At 65.2% G+C, this 20,105-nt stretch carries 13 protein-coding genes; 7 read left to right on the top strand and 6 right to left on the bottom strand.

From position 1 onward, the window contains the following. Positions 1 to 173 precede the first annotated feature (173 nt). Positions 174 to 1,604 (bottom strand): Asp-tRNA(Asn)/Glu-tRNA(Gln) amidotransferase subunit GatA, encoded by a 1,431-nt coding sequence (gatA, locus tag FIV42_RS08670; RefSeq protein ID WP_141197292.1) that lies wholly within the window; start codon positions 1,602 to 1,604, stop codon positions 174 to 176. 242 nt (positions 1,605 to 1,846) lie between these two features. Beyond that, entirely contained in the window at positions 1,847 to 2,137 is a 291-nt protein-coding gene (gene gatC, locus FIV42_RS08675) for an Asp-tRNA(Asn)/Glu-tRNA(Gln) amidotransferase subunit GatC (protein ID WP_141197293.1), read from the bottom strand. Positions 2,138 to 2,521: 384 nt separating this feature from the next. Between gatC and FIV42_RS08680 the strand changes: the two genes are divergently transcribed. From FIV42_RS08680 to FIV42_RS08690, 3 genes are read left to right on the top strand one after another with little or no spacing between them, the layout of a single operon-like run. Beyond that, positions 2,522 to 3,181 carry a hypothetical protein gene (locus FIV42_RS08680; RefSeq protein WP_141197294.1) on the top strand — a complete coding sequence of 220 codons (660 nt, stop codon included), beginning with the start codon at positions 2,522 to 2,524 and terminating at the stop codon, positions 3,179 to 3,181. Between the two features lie 3 nt (positions 3,182 to 3,184). Beyond that, complete coding sequence (locus tag FIV42_RS08685; RefSeq protein WP_141197295.1) at positions 3,185 to 3,985, top strand: ferritin-like domain-containing protein; 801 nt, start codon at positions 3,185 to 3,187, stop codon at positions 3,983 to 3,985. Positions 3,986 to 4,010: 25 nt separating this feature from the next. Continuing rightward, positions 4,011 to 5,081, top strand: coding sequence for a hypothetical protein (locus FIV42_RS08690; protein WP_141197296.1), 1,071 nt, complete (start codon positions 4,011 to 4,013; stop codon positions 5,079 to 5,081). 761 nt (positions 5,082 to 5,842) lie between these two features. On the opposite strand, the gene FIV42_RS08695 is transcribed toward FIV42_RS08690, so the two are convergent. Together FIV42_RS08695 and FIV42_RS08700 are read right to left on the bottom strand one after the other, a co-directional pair. After that, a complete protein-coding gene (locus FIV42_RS08695) occupies positions 5,843 to 7,810 on the bottom strand; it encodes a sulfatase-like hydrolase/transferase (RefSeq protein ID WP_141197297.1) in 1,968 nt (655 codons plus the stop codon). Positions 7,811 to 7,836: 26 nt separating this feature from the next. Then, a complete protein-coding gene (locus FIV42_RS08700) occupies positions 7,837 to 9,579 on the bottom strand; it encodes an ABC1 kinase family protein (RefSeq protein ID WP_141197298.1) in 1,743 nt (580 codons plus the stop codon). A 236-nt stretch (positions 9,580 to 9,815) separates the two neighbouring features. Here FIV42_RS08700 and FIV42_RS08705 point away from each other — a divergent pair, with 236 nt between their 5' ends. The 4 genes from FIV42_RS08705 to FIV42_RS08720 all read left to right on the top strand — a co-directional run bounded on the left by FIV42_RS08705 (position 9,816) and on the right by FIV42_RS08720 (position 15,832). Beyond that, positions 9,816 to 10,775: a hypothetical protein gene (locus FIV42_RS08705; RefSeq protein ID WP_141197299.1), complete on the top strand. Its 960-nt coding sequence runs from the start codon at positions 9,816 to 9,818 to the stop codon at positions 10,773 to 10,775. A 180-nt stretch (positions 10,776 to 10,955) separates the two neighbouring features. Beyond that, positions 10,956 to 12,920, top strand: coding sequence for a hypothetical protein (locus tag FIV42_RS08710; protein ID WP_141197300.1), 1,965 nt, complete (start codon positions 10,956 to 10,958; stop codon positions 12,918 to 12,920). A 65-nt stretch (positions 12,921 to 12,985) separates the two neighbouring features. Beyond that, positions 12,986 to 15,355 carry an FG-GAP repeat domain-containing protein gene (locus tag FIV42_RS08715; RefSeq protein WP_141197301.1) on the top strand — a complete coding sequence of 790 codons (2,370 nt, stop codon included), beginning with the start codon at positions 12,986 to 12,988 and terminating at the stop codon, positions 15,353 to 15,355. A gap of 267 nt (positions 15,356 to 15,622) precedes the next feature. Then, positions 15,623 to 15,832: a cold-shock protein gene (locus tag FIV42_RS08720; RefSeq protein WP_141197302.1), complete on the top strand. Its 210-nt coding sequence runs from the start codon at positions 15,623 to 15,625 to the stop codon at positions 15,830 to 15,832. An 80-nt stretch (positions 15,833 to 15,912) separates the two neighbouring features. On the opposite strand, the gene FIV42_RS08725 is transcribed toward FIV42_RS08720, so the two are convergent. Continuing rightward, a complete protein-coding gene (locus FIV42_RS08725) occupies positions 15,913 to 18,840 on the bottom strand; it encodes a TonB family protein (protein WP_168210507.1) in 2,928 nt (975 codons plus the stop codon). 27 nt (positions 18,841 to 18,867) lie between these two features. Continuing rightward, positions 18,868 to 20,052 carry a hypothetical protein gene (locus FIV42_RS08730; RefSeq protein WP_141197304.1) on the bottom strand — a complete coding sequence of 395 codons (1,185 nt, stop codon included), beginning with the start codon at positions 20,050 to 20,052 and terminating at the stop codon, positions 18,868 to 18,870. Positions 20,053 to 20,105 lie beyond the last annotated feature (53 nt).

Consider the following 20,105-nt stretch of genomic DNA (forward strand, 5'->3'; position numbering starts at 1 on the left):
GGGGACACGGGGAGAACAACAAAGCTTTTCTCCGTGCCCCTATGTACTCAGTGGTGAACTCGCCATTTCTTCTTCTAACTCGAGTGTTTCACTACGGGGAGCGCGGAGACACTGGGGACAGCTACATAAAGCCTTTCTCCGTGTCCCCGTGGCCCCCGTGGTGAATTCGCCGCTTATGCCTCCACCACCGCACCAATCGCCAGCATCGTCTCCTCGTCGAACGCCGGCGCGAGCACCTGCAAGCCCACGGGTAAGCCCGCGGCGGTCGCGCCGCAGGGGACGCTCATGCCCGGCAGCCCTGCCAGGTTGCACGAGATCGTGAAGATGTCTTCCAGGTACATCTGCAGCGGGTTCTCGCTCTTGTCGCCCAGTGCGAACGCCGGGGTCGGCGCGGTCGGGGCGACGATGGCGTCGACCTTGTCGAAGGCGTCGTCGAAGTCCTGGCGGATGAGCGTGCGCACCTGTTGGGCCTTGCCGTAGTACTGGTCGTAGTAGCCGGCCGACAGCACGTAGGTGCCCAGCATGATGCGGCGTTTGACCTCGTCGCCGAAGCCCTCGGAGCGCGAGTTTTCGTACATCTCGACCAGGTCCTCGCCCTCGGCGCGAAACCCGTAGCGCGCGCCGTCGTAGCGGGCGAGGTTGCTCGAGGCCTCGGCGGTGGCGATGAGGTAGTAAGTCGCCACGGCGTACTCGGTGTGCGGCAGCGAGACCTCGACGAGCTCGGCGCCCTGGGCTTCGAGGTCGTCGATGGCCGCGCGCACCAGCGCGCCGACCTCGTCGTCGACGCCGACCTCGGAGGCGAAATACTCTTTGGGCACGCCCAGCTTGAGCCCCTCGACGCCGCGGCCGACCGCGTCGGTGAACTTGGGCACGTCGCGCCGGGCGCTGGTGGCGTCGCGCGGGTCGAACCCGCAGATGACCTCGAGCAGGCGCGCGGCGTCGTCGACCGAGCGGGTCAGCGGACCGACCTGGTCGAGGCTCGAGGCGAACGCGATGAGCCCGTAGCGGCTCACCCGCCCGTAGGTCGGCTTGACGCCCACCACCCCGCAGTGGCTCGCCGGCTGGCGAATGCTGCCGCCGGTGTCGCTCCCCAGCGCGGCGACGCACTGGTTGGCGGCCACGGCCACCGCCGAGCCGCCCGACGAGCCGCCGGGCACCCGCTCGGGGTCGTGCGGGTTGAGCGCCGGGCCGAAGAACGAGTTCTCGTTCGACGAGCCCATCGCGAACTCGTCGAGGTTCGTCTTGCCCACCAAGATCGCGCCTGCGTCCTGGAGCCGCTCGACGACCGTGGCGCTATACGGCGCCTCGAACTCGGCGAGCATCCGACTCGCCGCGGTCGTCTGCCCGCCTTTGACGCACAGGTTGTCTTTGACGGCGACGGGCACACCCGCCAACGCGCCGAGCTCGGCGCCATTCTGGCGCGCCTCGTCGACCGCCCGCGCCTCGGCGAGCACAGCGTCGCGCTCGCGCACGCTGATGAAGGCGTTGAGGTTCTCGCCGGCCTCGATGGCGTCGAGCACGGCGCCCGCCGCGTCCTCCGCGGTCGCCTCGCCGGCCTCGAAAGCCTCGATGAGTTCGGAGATCGTTTTTGCGTTTAAGCTCATAACGTTATCTATTGTAGGCCTTCAGAAATCGAGGCGCCCTCTACATAGGCAATTAAGGACATAGGGGTTGCGAGTTGACGGTGATGGACGATTCGCAACCCCTATGTCCTTAATTGCTTATGTAGCAGGCGTTGCAAATCATCCATCCGTCCCAACTCGCAACCCTCAAATCCTTAATTGCTTATGTAGCAGGCGTTGCGAATCGTCCATCACCCTCAACTCGCCAATTCAACTCGGCACCATCAATCTTCCACGACTTTCGGCACACGAAACTGCCCGGCTTCGCTCTCGGGCGCATTGTGCAACACCTCGTCGTGATCGAGCCGCTGCTCGACCTCGTCGTCGCGCAGCCGCGACTCGAGCGCCACGGCGTGCGTGGTCGGCTCGACATCGGTCACGTCGAGCTCGTCGAGCTTGTCGACGTAGTCGAGAATCGAGCTCAGATCCTCGCGGTAATGCTCGACCTCGTCTTCGTCGAGCTCGATCCGGGCGAGCCTGGCGATATGCAGGACTTGTTCGCGTGAAATAGCCATCGTTCCTCCGTTTGCGGGACGGGTGGTTCATAGCATTTGGGCGGCGTGAAATCGAGCCTCTAGACCGAGCCCACGCCGTCTGCCTCCTCTCCGCCCGAAGGGAAGGAGAGGATTGAGGAGAGGACTCCCTTTCCACGCAGCGAAGCAAGTGGAGAGGGACCGAGGGAGAGGCTTTTTCGAGCGCCGACAAAAGCACCTCCTCCTGGATCCTCCTCCGTTCCGCTACCGCTTCACGGAAGAGGACACCTCTCCTTAATCCTCTCCCTCCCTTCGCTGCGCTACGGGTGGAGAGGAGACACATCACAATACGAACCTTATTTGAGCCACACCCCAACTTCACATATCCTGCCCACATAGCCGTCCAACTCCACCCGGGCCACCACGATGAAACTCCGATTACGCCTCGCCCCACTCCTACTTGCCCTGGCAGCCGCCTTCCTGCTCGCCGGCTGCGTCAACGTCGCCGGCGGCAGCCTCGGTGTGTCGCTGCTCGTCTTTTTGGTCGCCCTGATGGGCCTGGGCGCCGCCGCCTGCAGTGATGACACCTCTGAGGGCCGAGACACCGGCTGGCAGGTCGGCGAAGATACCGGCTCGGACGCCGACGACGCCGACGATGCGACCGACACGCAGGACGGCCGATGGGAGTCGTGCTGCGAGAACGGTCGCGTCGACTCGTGCTTCTGCCCGGCCGGCATGGCCTGCAATTACGGCATGTACACCGATTGCGGCGACGGCACGTGCTCCTACGACCCGCAGGGGTGCTACGACACCGGGGACGCCGGCGATGTGTCGGACACGACCGACACGACCGACACGACGGACACCTCGGATACCTCCGACACGACCGACACGGCCGACACCTCCGACGTCACCGACGAGCCCGATGGAACCTGGGAGCCGTGCTGCCAAGACGGACAGGTCGACACGTGCTTCTGCCCGGCGGGCGTGGCCTGCAACTACGGATGGTATACCGACTGCGGCGACGGCACGTGCGTGATGGGCGGCGGCGGCCAAGACGAATGTAAAGTTGACGCGGGAATGTAAACGATGAGCCACAAAGCAAGCTTCGCCGGCGGCATCTTCGCCGACTTTCACGACGAACTGATGGGCGTCGACATCGACTTCGACGCCTTCGACCCCTCTCGATTCGACGACGACCTGGTCCACCAAGCGCGCCACGTGTGGCTCGAGCGTTTCCAGACCGAGTTTCGCTCCACCCAGATCATGACGCGGTTCATGACCGAGGTCCTGGGCGCCGGCGACCCCGTCGACGTCTACGCCGGCTGCGTCGACCTCATCGAAGACGAGGTACGCCACGCCGCGCTGTGCGCCGGCATGTGCGGCGCGCTGGGCGTCGAGGCGCGCTTTCCCGACCCGGTCGCCCTGCAAGATCCCGAGCGCTTTCTGCGGGCGCCGATGGGCGAGCGCGCGCTGCACACCGCGATCACCATGGTGGCGATCAACGAGTCGCTGTCGTTCGGCTTCATCACCGACCTGCGCGAGCGCTGCGGGGAGCCGACGGTGCGCGCCGTGCTCGACGCGACCGTCGAGGACGAAGAGGGCCACCAAGATTTCGGCTGGATCTACATCGAAAAGTCGCTCGGGCGCTTCCCCCGCTCGACGATGAACGCCTGGCGGCACCTCGTGCAGACGACCCTGAAGACCCACCTCGACGCCGCCGGCCCCATTCTGGACGAGATGAGCGACGACGCCAAAGATCTGGCGAAGTGGCCCGACGCCGAGCGCGTCCAACTCGGCCTATACAGCCCGCAGCGTCAGGCGCTAGTCTTCCAGAAGACCTACCAAGAGGTCGTCAAACCGAAGCTCGAAAAGCTCGAGCTTCTGTAACGAGCTTCCGCAGGCAGTCGGACCCATGGCACAAGCAACCGCACAACAACCCAAAGCGATCTTCCACCCGTGGGTCGACGCGCTGGCCATCGGCGGGCTGTCCATCGGGTTCATCACCTTCCTGTTGCTCGTCGAGCCCAACTGGAACTCGAGCCAGGTCGCCGAGCAATTCGTCATCCTGTCGGCCCTGCTCAACTGGCCGCACTTCATGGCGACCTATTTTCTGCTCTATGGCTCCAAGGAGACCGTGGAGCGCTACCCGTGGTCGACCAAGTGGATGCCGCTGCTCTTGGGCGCGTACTGCCTGGCCACGATCTTCATCGCCCCCTACTCCGAGATGCCGCTCAACCTGGCGCTCTTCTCGGCCGGCGCGTATCTGGCCTGGCACTACACCGGCCAGACCTGGGGGATGATGGCCACCTTCTCGTACCTGGGCGGCGCGCCCATCGACGACTCCGAGAAGAAGTTCTTGCGCCTCAGCCTGCGCCTCTTGTTGGTCTGGCACCTCGTCTGGTTCCTGTTCCACCCGCCCGACTACGGGCTGCACGAGACGCTGCTGCCCAAGTACTACCTGGTCTACCGCTCCGCCTCGATCATCTTGATCGGCGCCGGCATCATCCTGGGCGGCTACGGGATGTACCGCTACATCAAGCGCATCGAGCGCACCCCGCCGATCCGCGTGCTCATCCCGTTCGTGTCGATCTGGCTGTGGTACGCGCTCCTGGCGGTCTACCCGTTCGCCATCTTCTGGGTGCAGCTGTCCCACGCGCTGCAGTACCTGCTCTTCCCGGCGCGCGTCGAGGTCAACCGCAAGGAGAAGCAAGCCGCCGACGCCGACGCCCGAGGCGGCCGCTCCTGGCTGCAACTGGCCGGCTACGCAGTGCTCCTGCTCGGCAGCGGCGTGCTCATCTTCGAGGGCTTCCCTCGCCTGCTCGAGTGGACCGTGCCGCTCGTCGGCGCCGGCGTCACGCTCGCCCACACCAAGGCCGCCATCGGCGCGTTCATCAATATCCACCACTTCTTCGCCGACGGCGCCATCTGGAAGATCAGCAACCCGGCGGTGCGCGGCGAGTTGTTCTCGCACCTCAAAAGATAAGCCGCACTCGGGACGCACGCGGTCGCCGCCCGAGCGACTCGACCGCCTCCGCGATCGACCGCGCTCGCCCCACGCCGCAACTCACCGCCTCCGCGATCGACCGCGCTCGTCCCGCGCCGCCCCTCACCCTCGCCCCGATCGAGGCCGCTCGTCACCATCGTCACTCCACCCTCGCCTCGATCGACCGCGCTCGTCCCCGCCGCAACTCCTCCCCAAGAGCAGACGACCGCGCTCGTCCCACATCGAAGGTGCACCCCCGCGCCGAACGACCGCGCTCGTCCCGCCCGAAGGTCACCCATAACTATTAACGACCGCGCTCGTACCATGCCGAAGGTGAACCCCTACGCTCAACGACCGCGCTCGTCACGCCCGAAGGTCACCCAAAAATCCCGACGACCGCGCTCGTCCCGTGCCGAAGGTGAACCCCTGCGCCCAACGACCGCGCTCGTCCTGCCCGAAGGTCGCCCCAAAATCCCGACGACCGCGCTCGTACCGTCCAAAGGTCACATGAAAATCCCGACGACCGCGCTCATTTCCGCCGAGGGTCCCCCTTCGGCGGCGACGACCGCGAGCATCTCGGCCCCCTTTTCGGTGCGGGAGCATCTCGAGGCTGTCGCAAAAGCCTTTGGAGGCAGTGCTTCCAGCGCTGGTTGCAGGAGCGTGCGGCCCTGCTCCCAGGGCAAGATGCCCTGCCTCCAAAGGCTTTCGACAGCCTCATCTTGCCCTCGTTGGCGAGAGCTGGAAGCACTCGCACCGAAAACTCACTCACAAGGCACGCCCGCCAATCCAAACTTCTCGTCGAGCTCGCCCAAGACCTCCCGGGCGGCCGACGACTCCCGGCACGCCCGCTCGATCAACGCCTCGTCGCGCGCCTCCAAAGGCTCGCCCATGCGCCGGCTCTCGAACGACTCGAGGCCCTCGACGTCGAAGGCGTGCGGCCGGTTCAGGTTCTTGCGCAGGTAGACGTAGCGGTCGGCGGCGTGGATGGCGACGCCGCGCACCTCGGGGACGCGCGAGGCGGTGAAGCAGTAGGTGAGCCGGTCGTCGGGCGCCGGGTGCAGCAGGCTCTGGCCGTCGGGCTCGACGACCGGCGGCATCGACCACAGCTCGAGCACCGTCGGCAAGATGTCGACGTGGGAGCTCAGCTTACCGGTGTTGGCGGCGAGGACGCCGCGGTCGACGCCCAATCTCTGCTGCCATTCTTTGGGCACGTACATCAGCATCGGGGTTCGGGCGTAGACCGGCTCGCACGAGGAGACGCGCGCGCCCTGGAACATCGCCGGCTCGTCGCGGCGCAGGGCCTTGTGGCCCGCGCGGTATTTGGCCTCGTTGAGCTCGATGGCGTGGTCGCTCACGAAGATGACCACCGTCGAGTCGAGCCGGCCCTTCTCTTCGAGCGCGTCGAGCACCTTGCCGACCGCCGCGTCGCTTCGGGCCATCGCCGCGTCGTAGCGGTCGACCGACCCCTCGATGGGCCACGAGACGTCGTCGAGCGCGTGGTAGGGGAAGTGGGTGGCGTTGAGCTGGAAGATGCCGAAGAAGGGCTCGGCTTTGGCCGAGGCGTCGCCGATGAGCTCGACGACCTTGTCGGCGGCTTCGAGGTCGTCGCCGCCGGCGTCGTTGACGACTTCGAGGCCGAGCGCCTCGGCGTCCCAGAAGGCGTCGGGCGGCTGGTGGTCGATATAAAAGCCGGTCAGGTTCGCCCAGCCCCACGGCTGCGCGCTGACCAAAAAGGTCTCCATCTCGGCGGCCTGGGCGTATTGCCAGATGACCGGCGCGCTCCGGAGCACGTCGGCCGGAGCGGCGTAGTGCTTGCCCAACAGGAGTCCCATGCCCGAGGCGAGTGTGGCGGCGGCGTTGGCGGTGTGGCGTTGGAAGGCGAAGACCTCGTCGGGCCGCCTCTGCGCGAACCCGGCCATCGCGGGCGTCGTCGCACGACCCGGCTCGCCCCACAATTGCGTGCGGTCATTGCGCACGCTCTCGGCCAAGATCAACAGCACCGACGGGCGCTCGCTCGGCTCGTTCGGATCGTTCGGCTCAGAGGCGACGGGCGGGACTTCGGTGCGCTCGGCGGGCCGCATCATGATCGAACTGACCCCCTGCGCATAGAAGCTCACGCCCTGCTCGCCGACTTTGAGCAGCCGGATATCGGTGGGGTACGGCGTCCACGGGTTCTCGACGACCGACGGCCACGTCGTCCACACCACGAGCGGCACCGACAGCACCGCCGCCCCGGCAATGAGGCGTCGGTTGCGGCGAGGCGCTTCGGGCTCGGCGTCGTCGATCGCGCTGTAGAGCGCGGCGGCCAGCCAGACGATGGGCAGCAAGATGAGCGCGGCGAGCCAGCCGGGCGAGACGCCGGCCATGGCGAGTTCGATGGCGTAGAGGGGCTCTTCGAGCAGGAAGGCGACGACGGTGGCGGCCGGGTCGTAGTGGCGAAGCGTGCGAAACCGCCACGACGCCACGATGAGCACGCCCAGCGGCACGACGACCAGCGGCAGCAGAATCCAGCGAAGCCGCGAGCCTTTGACCAGGCTCACCAGGCCCCACCAAAGCGCGACCGACAGGCCCACCGACCCCAGAAACCAGGGCCAGAAGACGATGGGCTCGCGGGCGTGCTCCTGGACCCAGCGAAACTCGAAGTCGCCAATGAGGATGGTCAGAGGGATGAGCAGCAGCGCCCCGATGCGGGCGAGTCGTCCCGTCTTGTCTTCGGCGCGCTGTGCCATGGATTGGGTCTACTTCTTGCGGAACATCACTTCTTGCGGAACAGGCGCATGAACGGTTCGAGCCGAAGCTTCGAGCTGGCCGAGCCGCCCACGATATGCCAACTGAGCGCCCACCAGAACAGCGCCAGCGCGATGATGGCGAGCAGGATGCCCACGATCATCATCACCGAGACGCCCGAGATCATATAGTCGTAGCCGCGCAGGATGAGCGCGGCGGCCACCGCCAGGCCGGCGGCGATGATCCCCAAAAAGAGGCGCGTTCCCAGCGTGTTCAAAAAGGTGCCGATCTCGTCGATCGACTCGTTTTTGATGGTGATGGTGAGGTTTCCGCCCTCCAGATCCATCAAGATCTGGTCCATCTGCTGGGGGATCTGCTGGACGAAGCCCGAAAAGCCCATCGCCGAGTTCATCACGCCCTGCATCACCTTGCGCGCCGAGAACCGGCGGGTGGCCAGCTTTTTGGCGTACGGCATGCCTTTTTTCATGATGTCCATGTCGGGCTCGAGCTCGCGCATGATGCCCTCGATGGTCATCGCCGCCTTGGTCAGCACTGCGTAATTCGTGTTGATGCGGATGCGGTGCTTTTGGGCGGCGTTCATCGTCTCCTGGACGAACTCGCCGACTTCGATGTCGCCGAGGTTCATCGCCAGGTATTTGTTGCGGATGCGCGTGATGTCGGCCTTGAACTCGCGCAGGTTCACCCGGCCGACGGGATAGCCCATGCTCAACAATGAGCGCGACACGCCGTCGACGTCGCCGGTGAGGATGGTCAAGATCAGGTCGATGAGGTCGTCCTGTTGGCTCTCGCTCAGGCGGCCGACCAGTCCGAAGTCGATGAAGACGATGGTGTCGTCTTCGCGCACCATGATGTTGCCCGGGTGCGGGTCGCCGTGGAAGAACCCGTCGTAGAGCACCATCTTGACCATGGCCTCGAGCAGGGTGTCGAGCACGCGAATAGCGCGCTCCGAGCCGCCCTCCAGGCTGGCGAGCTTGTCGGCGTCGATGAACTCCATCGTCAAGATCTGCGAGGTCGTGTACTCGTGCTCGACCTCGGGCACCTCCACGGTGGGCATCTCGGCGAAGTTGTTGCCGAACTCCTCGATATTCTGGGCCTCTTGGAGAAAATCGAGCTCGTTGAGGATGGCGCGCTCGAACTCGCGCACGATGGCGGTGGGCGTGTACAGCTCGACCTCCTCGATGGTCGCCTCCAGAAAGCGCGCCAGGTAGTAGAGGATGTCGAGGTCGCTGCGGATTTTCTCGGAGATGCCGGGCCGCTGGACCTTGACCACCACCGCGCGCCCGCTGGGGAGCACGGCGCGGTGAGCCTGGCCGATGGAGGCGGCGGCGAGCGGCTTCTCCTGGAACTCCTCGAACAGCTCTTCGATGGCGCCGTCGAGGTTCGACTCGACCTGCTCGCGCACCTGCTCGAAGCTTAGCGCGGGCACGCGATCCTGCAGGTTTTTGAGCTCGTCGATGAACTCGGGCGGCAGGATATCGGGGCGCGTCGACAAGACCTGGCCGAGCTTGACGAAGGTCGGGCCCAGGTCCTCGAGCACGTTGCGAAAACGCACTGCCGCTTCGCTGCGGTCGCCGCCGAGCAGGTCGCCGTCGTCCTCGAACTCGACGACGTCGGCGCCGCCCGAGTCGCCCAAGAAGCGACCCAGCCCCGCCCTGCGCGCCACCGCCGAGAAGCCGTGGCCGGTGAGCACCCCGCTGATTTCACGAAGTCGCCGAATATCCTGAACGGCGGTCTTGACCGGAGAAACCATAATGCGTCCAACTGCAAACGTACCGCGTGGGCCGGCGCCTTCGGGGGGCGCCTCAAGCCAAATAACCCGTACAACATTCGTGCCCACAGTGCGTTTGGCAAGGTAGCATGGTGGTGGGCAGGCGCAAAGAAAGACGACTTGGCGCAATAGTTGACAATCGATCGGGGGCGACTGAAAATGGCGGTTGCGTCAAAAAGCTCGACGCAGCGGTAAGCCCCCTGCACGATGTTATTCGTATGAAGCTCACGCTGGCCCGTCCAGAACACGCCGAACACGTCGCCGATTTTTATCGGGCGATCCACGGCCCTGATTTCCCCCATCAGGAGATGTTTTCGCGCCAGACTGTCGAGCGTCTGCTGCGCGACGGCGAGTTGGCGGTGGTCATCGCCTCGCAGAACCGTCGCATCATCGGCTGCGGCATCAGCTTTCCGCAGGCGTGGAACCAGTCCCTCGAAATCGGCACCCTGTCAGTCGACAGCATTCCGCAGCGCGGCGAGGTGGGCAAAGCCTTGTTCGAGGCGATGCGCCGGCTCGGTTTCAAGTCCTACGGGCTGGTCTACTTTCGGGCGAGCACCGAACGCACCTTCAAGCGTGCCCGCAAGATCGGGGCGACGACCTGGGGCTTTCGGCCCGCGCCCGGATCACGTGATTTCGACAAGTCGGAGCTTCTGCTCGGCTTTTTCAACCCCGACGCCAGCGCCCCGCGGGTGCAGCCGCCCGACAACCTGATCAGCCGGCTCCCCTTCGCCGCGCGGATCGTCGACGCGCTGCCCAACGCCGACCAGCACATGGAGTACCCCAAGGCCTACCCGGTGGGTGAGCCGCGGGGCACGGGCATGCCGGTCATCTCGGGGCGCGTGTGGCCGACGTACCACTCCAAGGGCAACTACGTGAGCATCGAGAGCTCGGCGGGGCGCTATCCCATCGAGATCATTCGCGAGTTCACCAGCAAGGTGCGCCAAAAAGGCGTCTCCGACATTCGCCTGACGCTGCCGGTCAACCAGGAGCAGGCGTTCATCGACCTGCTCGACTTCGGCTTCCAGCCCGTGGCCTACCTTCCGGGTTGGTACCTTCGCGGCTCGCACCGCTTCGACTGCGTCCAGCTCGTCGCCGGCCTGCCCAGGGTCCCCCGCGGGGCGAGCTCGTTCATGGAGCGCGCCGCGGCCAAGATCATGGACGGCCTCGCCGTCGAATAGCGGCGAAATTGCAAAACCAGCCATTTAGAGTCACAATAAAACGCACAGTCTCAATGTGCTCAACGCACTTGTTGGCTTTTGGCCGCTTCTCCGAGAGGCACGCGCGTGACTCGAGCCCGCACATCCCCCGACTCGACCCGGCGTCGATGGGCACCTTTGGTGCTCTTGGTGTCGATATGCGTGTTGTTCGCGTGGGGATGTGATCTGGCGGGCATCCCCGGCCCCGAGGTCCGAGACACGGGGCTGAGCGACGTCGAAGAGCTCGAGCAGGTCTGCACGCCCCGCGCGCGCCGATGCTTTGCGGGCTCGGTCATCGCCTGCAACGCCGACGGCACCGTCGAGAGCGAGTATGCGTGCGGGCGCGGCGAAGCCTGCGACGAGGGTTATTGCAAGGCCGTCAGCACCCAGTGCGATCCCGAAGGCCAAGCCGACGGCATCCCGTTCAGCGTCTCGAAGACCCAACTGGTCTTCGACACCGGCCAAGACCTCAAGAAGGTCACCGACGCGGTCACCCTGACGAACTGCACCGACAGCGTCCTGCGGCTCGACAATATCGCGATCGAAGATCCCAACAGACTGCCGATCAACGACTTCTTCGAGCGCGACGGTGTCTTCCACCTGACCCGCGGGAGCGATCTGGAGGATGCCGAGCTTCGCGCCTTCGAAGAGTTGACCATCGCGGTGAGCTACAACCCGCGCTATGCGTTCTCGGAGACATCCCACCAGCGAGGCGAACTCGAGCTGACCACCGTCGACGCAGACTACCGCAGTCATACGACAACGCTCGAACTGATCCCGAAGACCGACTGCGTCACCGTCTCGCCCGGCGTCGACCTGGGCATGATCGACACGCAGGTCGCCGGCAGCGTCTACATCCAAAACTGCGGCAATGAATCGATCGAGGTCCTCGGCATATCGGTCGAGCCCGACAAAGCCGAGACGGTCGTCTACGCGGACGTGCACCTGCTCGACCCGCAGCCCACGCAGCGATTCGAGCTGGCCAGCGGTGAGATCCAGGAGGTCACCTATACGGTGGTGCCCTCCGGCTACGGACCCATCAATCGGCAACTCGTCTTCGAGCTGGGCGAGCCGGCTCGGTTCGCGGACGCCACCCCGTCGATTCAACTCACTGGCCATTCGGTGTCTCAGTCGTGCACCGCCAACACCCTCGACGCGCCCACGGTGTGGACCGAAGACGCCGACGGCGACGGTCGCACCGAGGTCGAGGTCGACGCCAACTGGTCGGGCGAAGTCGAACGCGGCCGCACCGTTCACTTCCAGATGAACCCGACGCCGTCGTGGCTGGGCAAGCCGGTCTTCCGGCTGGTGCCCCCGGCGGGCAGCCGCGCGACGCTCGAAGCCCCGTCCGATTCGATCTTTCCGCTGGGCAAACTGCAGTTCGAGACCGACGTCGCAGGGGTCTACGAAGTGCACATGAACTACCTGAACGCCAACTCGCGGCCGATGTGCGACGGCGAGGGACAGCAAACGGTGCTCGAGCTCTTCGCTCGCCCCACCGCCGATCTGTACGTCGATCTGCAGTGGATCACGCTCGGCGATCAGATTCGAACCGACGTGGGCTACGGGCGCGGCGCCGACCTCAACCTGCACCTGACGGCCACCGACGACGATCACCTCTCTCCGAATTGGGGCGACAAATACGAGGCCTGCCTCGGCTTTGGCGAATACCCCACCGGCGAGGCCGGCGAGCGCTACGACATGGCCAACTGCAGCAGTTCGGGGGCCGAAATCCACTCGCTGAGCGTCAGCGGCGCTCACCGCGAGATCATGACGGTTGCGCAAACCGACCGGCGCTACTACCACATCGGCGCGCAGGTCTGGAGCATCGCCGACTTCTACGCCAACGCCCAGGCGAGGGTGACCATCTGGGCCAACGGCCAGCGGGTCGACTCGCACGAATGGGTCAACGACCAGTGGGCGAATGTCTTGTGGGCCGAGGGCGACAACCCGGACGAGCAGATGTGGGCTAACGAGCCCCCGCCCGACGAAGAGACACAGGACGAGATGCTCCAAAGGACGTACCTCTTGGGCAAAGAGAACTTTTGGCCCTTTGCGGTGTGGGACGCCCAGGAACAAGAGCTCTTGCTGTACCCGTTCCGCCGCTTCAACAATACGTTTCCGTAGAACTTTCGATCCAACCGGCGAGACAATCGCCCGAATGCTTTTTGAGATGTTTTTTGGGAGTACCTATGAGTAGTAGATGGATGCTGATGGCGCCAATCGCAGCGCTCACGTTCGCCACCGCCTGTGGTGGATGTGATGAAACGACGGCCACCGGTGCGAATAACTCCCAAACCGAGGAGGACGCTGGCTGGTGCGTCGACGGCGATTGTGCCGACGCAAGCGACGTCAGCAGCGACTTGGACGCCCAGGATAGCTCGCTGGATGGCTCATCGGACGACGCGTCCGATGTCGAGACCGACGCCGAGCAGTGCGCCCCCGAGAATCAGTGCGCTGCCGAGTGCTGCGCCAGCGACGAGTTGTGCCTGCGAGATTCGTGCGTGACTCCGGGCGCCGACTGCCAGACCAACCGCGACTGCACTAGCAGCCAGATCTGTGAGCCCACCTTGGGCAAGTGCATCCCCGACCCGGGCATCGTGTGCGAGTGGCGCCCCCCCACCCAGGTCTTCGACCCGGAGGTCGACCTGGCCTGGAAGGACGACGCCAACACGCCTGCGCCCGAGTACAAACAGGTCATGATGACCCCGGCGGTCATCGACATCGACGAAAACGGCTCGCCGGATATCGTCTTCTCGACGTTCCAGGGGAGCGCCTACAACGGCCCCAGCGTGCTGCGAGCCATCGACGGGGAGACCCATCAGCCGATCTTCGATTTGACCGATCCCGCCAAGCACGTCGCCGGGTCGGCTTCGCTGGCCATCGGAGATATCGACACCGACGGACGCAATGAGATTGTGGCGGTGCGCCCGCACTCTAGCGGGCTGATCGCCATCGACGACCACACCACCGGCTGGGCGGTCATGTGGGAGACCGGCTCGCACGCGATGGGTTGGGACGGCGCCTCCCTCGTCGACCTCGACGCCAACGGCCAAGTCGAGATCGTGGGCGCCAACGGCGTGTTCGCCGGGATGACCGGCACCCCCTTATGTGAGGGCACCGGGATTCGAAACACCCCGCTCAACTCGACGACCGCCGACCTCGACGACGATGGCTTCCAAGAGATCATCGCCGCCAACGGCGCGTTCGACTTCGAGCCAGACGGTCAGGGCGGGTTTACCTGCCCGAAGTACTGGAACTACGACGATGGCGACAACGGCTTCCCGGCGGTGGGTGACTTCGGCACGTTCACCAACGGCCAGCGCCTCTTCGGCCAACTCGACGGCGTCCCCGAAGTCGTGCGCACTCGCGGCAGGGAGATCGAGTTGTTCAACGGCCAGACCGGCGAGAGTATCTGGACGGCGACCCTGCCGGGGACCGGTCACCCGATTCATTCCGACTCGACGTGCTCGAACACCAGCGGCATCGGCGCGCCCACCGTGGCCGACTTCGACGGCGACGGCGCCCCCGAAATCGGCGCCGCCGGTGCCTGCTTCTACGTGGTCTACGACACCGACGGCACCATGATGTGGAAACACGCCTCCCAGGACTTGTCCAGCCGGGAGACCGGCTCGTCGGTCTTCGACTTCCAGGGCGACGGCAAAGCCGAGGTGATCTACGCCGACGAATGCTTTATCCGCGTGTATGACGGCGCCGGCAATGGTGACGGCACCACCGAGGTGTTGTTCAAGCGCTCGCATTCGTCGGGCACCACCCGCGAGCTGCCGGTGATCGTCGACGTCGACAATGACTACCACGCCGAAATCGTGCTCATCTCCAACGACTACTCGAGCGTGGGCAGAGGCTGCGCAAACAACTGGCCCGACTACGGCACCCTGGGCGGCGAGGAACGCGGCATTCTGGTCATCGAGGACAAGGAGAACCGCTGGGTGTCGACCCGCCCGGTGTGGAACGAGTACTCATATCACGTCACCAACGTGTGTGACGGCAGCGACGACCAGCTGTGCGCCGGGCGCCAGAACAAAGTCGGCGCCATCCCCATCGGCAAAAAGGCCAACTGGAAGCTCGATTACCTCAACAACTTCCGCCAGAACGTGCAGGGCGAGGGGCTGTTCAACGCCCCGGACCTGCAGATCACCAACGTCAAGACCGAATGCGACGGCAACGGGCTGACCTTGCGGCTGACCGTGGCCAACCGCGGCACCCAGGGCGTGCGCGCCGGCGTCGAGATCGCGGTGTGGGTGACCGTCGACGGCACCGAGCAGTTCTTGACCACGCTGGTGACCACCCAGGACTTGCCCCCCGGCGGGCGTGAAACGATCGAGTACGTGTGGGCCGACGCGCCCGACCCGGCCGGCCAGACCATCTCGGTGCGCGCCGTCGCCGACGGCAACGAGGCCGGCGAGCAGCAGCATAACGAGTGCAAAGAGGACAACAACGAGACGCTCAACGACGTCACCTGTGCATGCCAGGAAAACACCGACTGCGACCCGGCCGAGTTCTGCTCCAACAACGGCCAATGCTTGCCCATCGACGGCTGAACGCCGGTTAAACCGAGGGCGACTTGCCGATTCGCGCATGGCTCGCTAAGATTCGCTTAACCATACGCACATACCTGCTGTCACGACGGAGCCGTGGCTGCACTTCAAGACGGTCTTGGACCGGCCAGAACTCTGGTAACAGCCTAGCTCCCCTGCGTTTCTAGCTATGCGTGTATGGTGCGGGTCTGTGGGGCTCGCGCGGCTCTCGAGGTGCGAGAGCGCGAAAATGTATAGTGCATCATGTGCAACGGTTCAGGAGACGGCATCATGGCAGAGACGTACAACGGCAAGGTCAAGTGGTTCAGCGAGGAGAAGGGTTACGGGTTTATCTCCCGTGACGACGGGGAAGATGTTTTCTTCCACTACTCCTCCCTGCAGGTTCCCGGATTCAAGACGATCCAGGACGAGGCGGAAGTCCAGTTCGAGATCGAAGACGGTCCCAAAGGCCCCAAAGCGGTGAACGTCCATCCGCAATAAGGGCAACCACATAGCAGCAACGCAAAAAGCCCGGCTCCTGCGAGCCGGGCTTTTTGCTGTTCTCGAGCTCTCGAGCTTCTCTAGAACCGTCCGTTGACGCCCAGCGTGGGGATGATCGGCAGGCTCGGCACCGGCGCCGACTCGGTCGAGTCGTAGTTGTACTGACGGCCCTCTTCGTTGACCGCGTTGTAGGCGTTGAGCACCTCGATGTAGGCGCCGATGATGAAGGTGTCGAAGATGAACTTCTTGTCGATGCGCACGTCGAGCTGGTGGAAGGTGCCGTTGCGCGCCGACAGCGTGGAACCGTAGACCGGGTCGTAGTCGTCCTCGTCGGCGTCCCACACCGAGCCGACCACCGGGGTGTACGGGGTGCCGGTGACCAGGCGGAAGCGCGACGACACGTCGATGTCGTACGGCAGGTTATAGCCGGCGACCATCGTCAGGATGTGGGTCTGGTCGTAGCGGAACGGCTCGTAGGCGTCCTCGAGCGGGTCGTAGCGCTCGGCGCGGCTCAGCGTGTAGGAGACCCAGCCGAAGAACCGGTTCTGCGGGTAGTGTCGCAGCAGCAGTTCCAGTCCGTAGGCGCGCCCTTCGCCCAGGTTGTTGTACAGGACGTTCTCCGCCGTGCCGTCGTCGGAGATATTGACCGCCGAGGTCGGCTCGACCAGGTCGAACATGTCGCGGAAGAAGAGCGTGCTGTCGAGTTCGACATAGTCGAGGATGCGCCACTCGCTGCCCACCGCGTAGTGCATCGCCTTCTCGAAGGTGATCTTGTCGGTGCCAAAGACCGTGCCCGACTCGTTGGGAAGCGGCGGCTGGGTAAACAGACCCACCCCGCCCTTGAGGGTCAGGTTGTCGAGCATCTTCCAGCGCGAGGAGATACGCGGCGACACCGAGGTGCGCCGGATCTGGCCGTAGTAATCGGCGCGAATGCCGGGAATGATCTTGAGGGTCTCGAACGGCTCGTACTCGGCCTCGGCGTAGACCGCCGGCTGCAAGATCGGGACGGTCTCGTCGGCGACCACGCCGTTGGGCGACAGGTTCACCCCGCCGTTGCCGTCGTCGCCGAAGTCGCTGTTGCGGTCGCGATCGGAGCGCGGCAGCTGCAGCTCGTAGGCGGCCGCGCCCAGCTGCAGGTCGGCGCCGAAGCGCAGGTTCAGGTTGTCGGCCGCCTCGATGCGGAAGTCCTCGCGGATCTGGGTCTGGTAGTAGTCGATCGTCAAGTACAGGTTGTCGGCCGCCTCGAAGCCGGCGCGGTTCAAGCCGAACGAGGCGCTGAAGTCGCTCTCGATGGGCTCGCCCTCGGGCCTCCACTCCCAACGGACCTGTCCGCGGTGGAAGAGCTGGCCGAACGACGCGCCCGTGACCTGCACGTTCGTGTTGCCCTGCGGCTCGTCGTCGTCGAAGACGGTGGCGATCTTGTCGTCGGAGCCGTACAGAAACAGCTCGAATTTGTGTGCGTCGGTCGCCCGCCAAGTCAGCCATCCCTGATAGTCGTAGTAGCGCGGCGAGACGGTCACCTGGTCGGTGAGTTCGTCGGGCGCGAGCACCGGGAGCACCGCGTCGATATAGCTTCGTCGAGCCGACAGCGCGAAGCTGACGTTCTCGCTAATCGGCCCCTCGAATTGAGCGGTCGCGTCGATCAGGTCGATCTCGGTGAACCCGTGGAAGCGGTCGTCACGCGGCGAGCGCGTGCGCAGCGCCACGACGCCACCGGTGGCGCGGCCATAGTAGGCGCTGAAGTTGCCCGGGTAGAAGTCGACGCCCTCGAGCATCTCGGAGCTGACGACGGCCGGCCCGCCCAAAAAGTGGAAGACCAGGGGGATGGTGTCGCCCTGCAAGAAGACCTGGGTGTCTTCAGGCGCCGCCCCGCGCACCACGAGGCTGCCGGCCACGTACGACGGCCGGGCCACGCCGGGCATATTCTGGACCACGCGCACCACGTCGCCGCCGGTGCCCGGGATGCGCCGAAGCTCCTTGAGGTCGATGCGCTGCTTGCTCACCTCGCGCTGCTCGCGCTGCGCGGTCGTCTTGACGGTGTACTCGTCGTAGTACTCGGCGCGCAGATAGAACGTGCCGCTGGTTACTTTGTCGGTGTCGACGGTCTCCTCGGAGCTGAACGACTCGTAGCTCTCGGCGTCGAAGACCAGCCGGTACTTGCCCGGCTCGAGGCCGCGGAAGGCGAACTTGGCGTCGGCGTCGCTGTAGGTCTGGCGAATCTGGTCGCCCGTCTCGGGGTCGACCACCTGCACCTCGACGCCGGCCAGCGGCTTGCGCGTGCCCGCCTCGCGCACCTCGCCGCGCAGGTTGATGGGCGACTTGCTGAACCGGTAGGTCACGTCGACCGTCTCGCCCGAGCCCAGCTCGACCTGTTCGCTGCGGTCTTTGTAGGCGGTCGGCGAAATCATCACCGCGTAGGGTCCGGGAGGCACGTCGCTGAAGGTGAACGTGCCGTCGCTCTCCGAGGGCATCTGCGCCTCGGGCGCCGGCTCGTACTCGTCGCCGACGTACTTGATCGCCACCGTGGCGCCCGCGATGGGCTGGCCGGTGTCGGCGTCGACGACTTTGCCCTGGAAGGTCGCAGGCATCAGCGGCAGCGAAAACCCGATCGCAAAGTCGAGGGTCACCGGCGCCGGCTGGTTGTTGATCTCGGCGGGGGTGAACACGAACTGCTTGGCCGCCTCCACCGCGGCCTGGTCGAGTCCGTAGCCCAGCCCCTCGAGCACCTCGACCTTGGTGACCTTGCCGGTCGCCGAGATCGTCAGCCGAAGCTTCACCTGGCCCTCGATGCGGTTCTCGACCGCCTCGTCGGTGTACTCGGCCTGGGCCTGCTCGACGAGTTCGGGCGCCTTCGTCAGGCGCACACGCCCCTGCTGCGGGCCCTGCTGTGCGGACTCATCGTCCTGCTCGCCGGTCTCCTCCCCGGTCTCCTCCTGGGCCTGCTGGGCAAACCCCGTCGCGGGCATCCCCACCCCAACAAGCGCCACTATCAGCAACCAATGCTTCATCCCTTGCATCCTTCTAAGCTTATCCATCTATTCGAGCTCCCACGCCACCACGCGCAGCCGACGCTCCACAAAGTCGAGCCCCAGCCGCCCGTCGCGAATCACCGACCAGACGTACACGTCGCAGCCGTCGCCGATGCCGTCGTCGTTCGAGTCGACCTGGTCCGGGTTGTAGAGCGGCGCGCAGTTGTCCGACGCGTTGCTCACCCCGTCGTTGTCGTAGTCGCTCTTGCTGGCCTTGAAGGGGACGCTGAAGGTCGTCGTGCCCGCCTTCTCGAGGGTGTTCTGCTCGTCGATGAAGAGCCCGCGCGAGTCGCCCAGGTCGCCCGCCGAGGCGAACCAGCGAAACTCGAGGCCCTCCGATTCGGGCGGCAACAACTCCTGCTCGGAGCCTTCGGGCGCCGGCGGCCGCCAGGTCTCGATGCTGAAGGGGTCGACGTCGGAGAGCACTTCGAACGGGATATTGGCGACGATGGGGGTGGGCGCGTCGGCGGGCAATTCGTGCCAGTCTTCGAGCAAATCGGGGTTGGTCTCGGCCACCCAGTCGAGCTCGTCGCGCACCTTGTCGGCGTCCTCGGGCTTCTCGAGACGAATGCCGATGCCGGTCACGTCGGGGTTTTCGTTCACCGGCGTCTCGTCGGTGGTCGCCAGCACCACGCGCTTGCGGGCGACGATCTCGTCGTCGGGCGTGGTCGCGACCATGCGCACCGACACCTCGAAGCCCCTCGAGCAGTCGAGCGTCGGGATGACGCCGCCCAGCCCCGACTGCGCGCCAGCGTCGGCGGCCGCCTGCACGATCGCCTGGCAGAAGCCCGCGATCACCTCGCGGCTGGCCGGGTACTCGAACTCGACGCTGGGGTCGGTGCCCAGATCGAAGAAGTCGTCGGGCAGCGGCGGCGGCACCGGCTCATCCTCGGGCGCCTGCTCGGCCAAGATCTCGTTGATCTGCTCGACGGTGACCGGGCACTCGTAGCGATCTTGGACCGACACGCGAAACGGGCACCACTCCCAGCGATAACTGACCTGTTCGCCGGCCGGGTCGTGGCTCAGCGCGCTGAGCGTGGTCGACTCGCCTTCGTCGAGGGTCACCGGATCTGCCTTGATGGCCAGCACTCGAAACTTGTTGACTTTCCAGTAAGGGTCGAAGTCGGGGCCGCAGGCGCCCAGCGCGAGCAGGGCTGCCAGCAGAAGACTCCGAGAAACCACCGCATTCATTGGCCGTCTCATTGTCGACATTCGTGGTAAAAGTGCGCGAATCCAACGGCCAC

The organism is Persicimonas caeni, from assembly GCF_006517175.1.
Classification (GTDB): domain Bacteria; phylum Myxococcota_A; class Bradymonadia; order Bradymonadales; family Bradymonadaceae; genus Persicimonas; species Persicimonas caeni.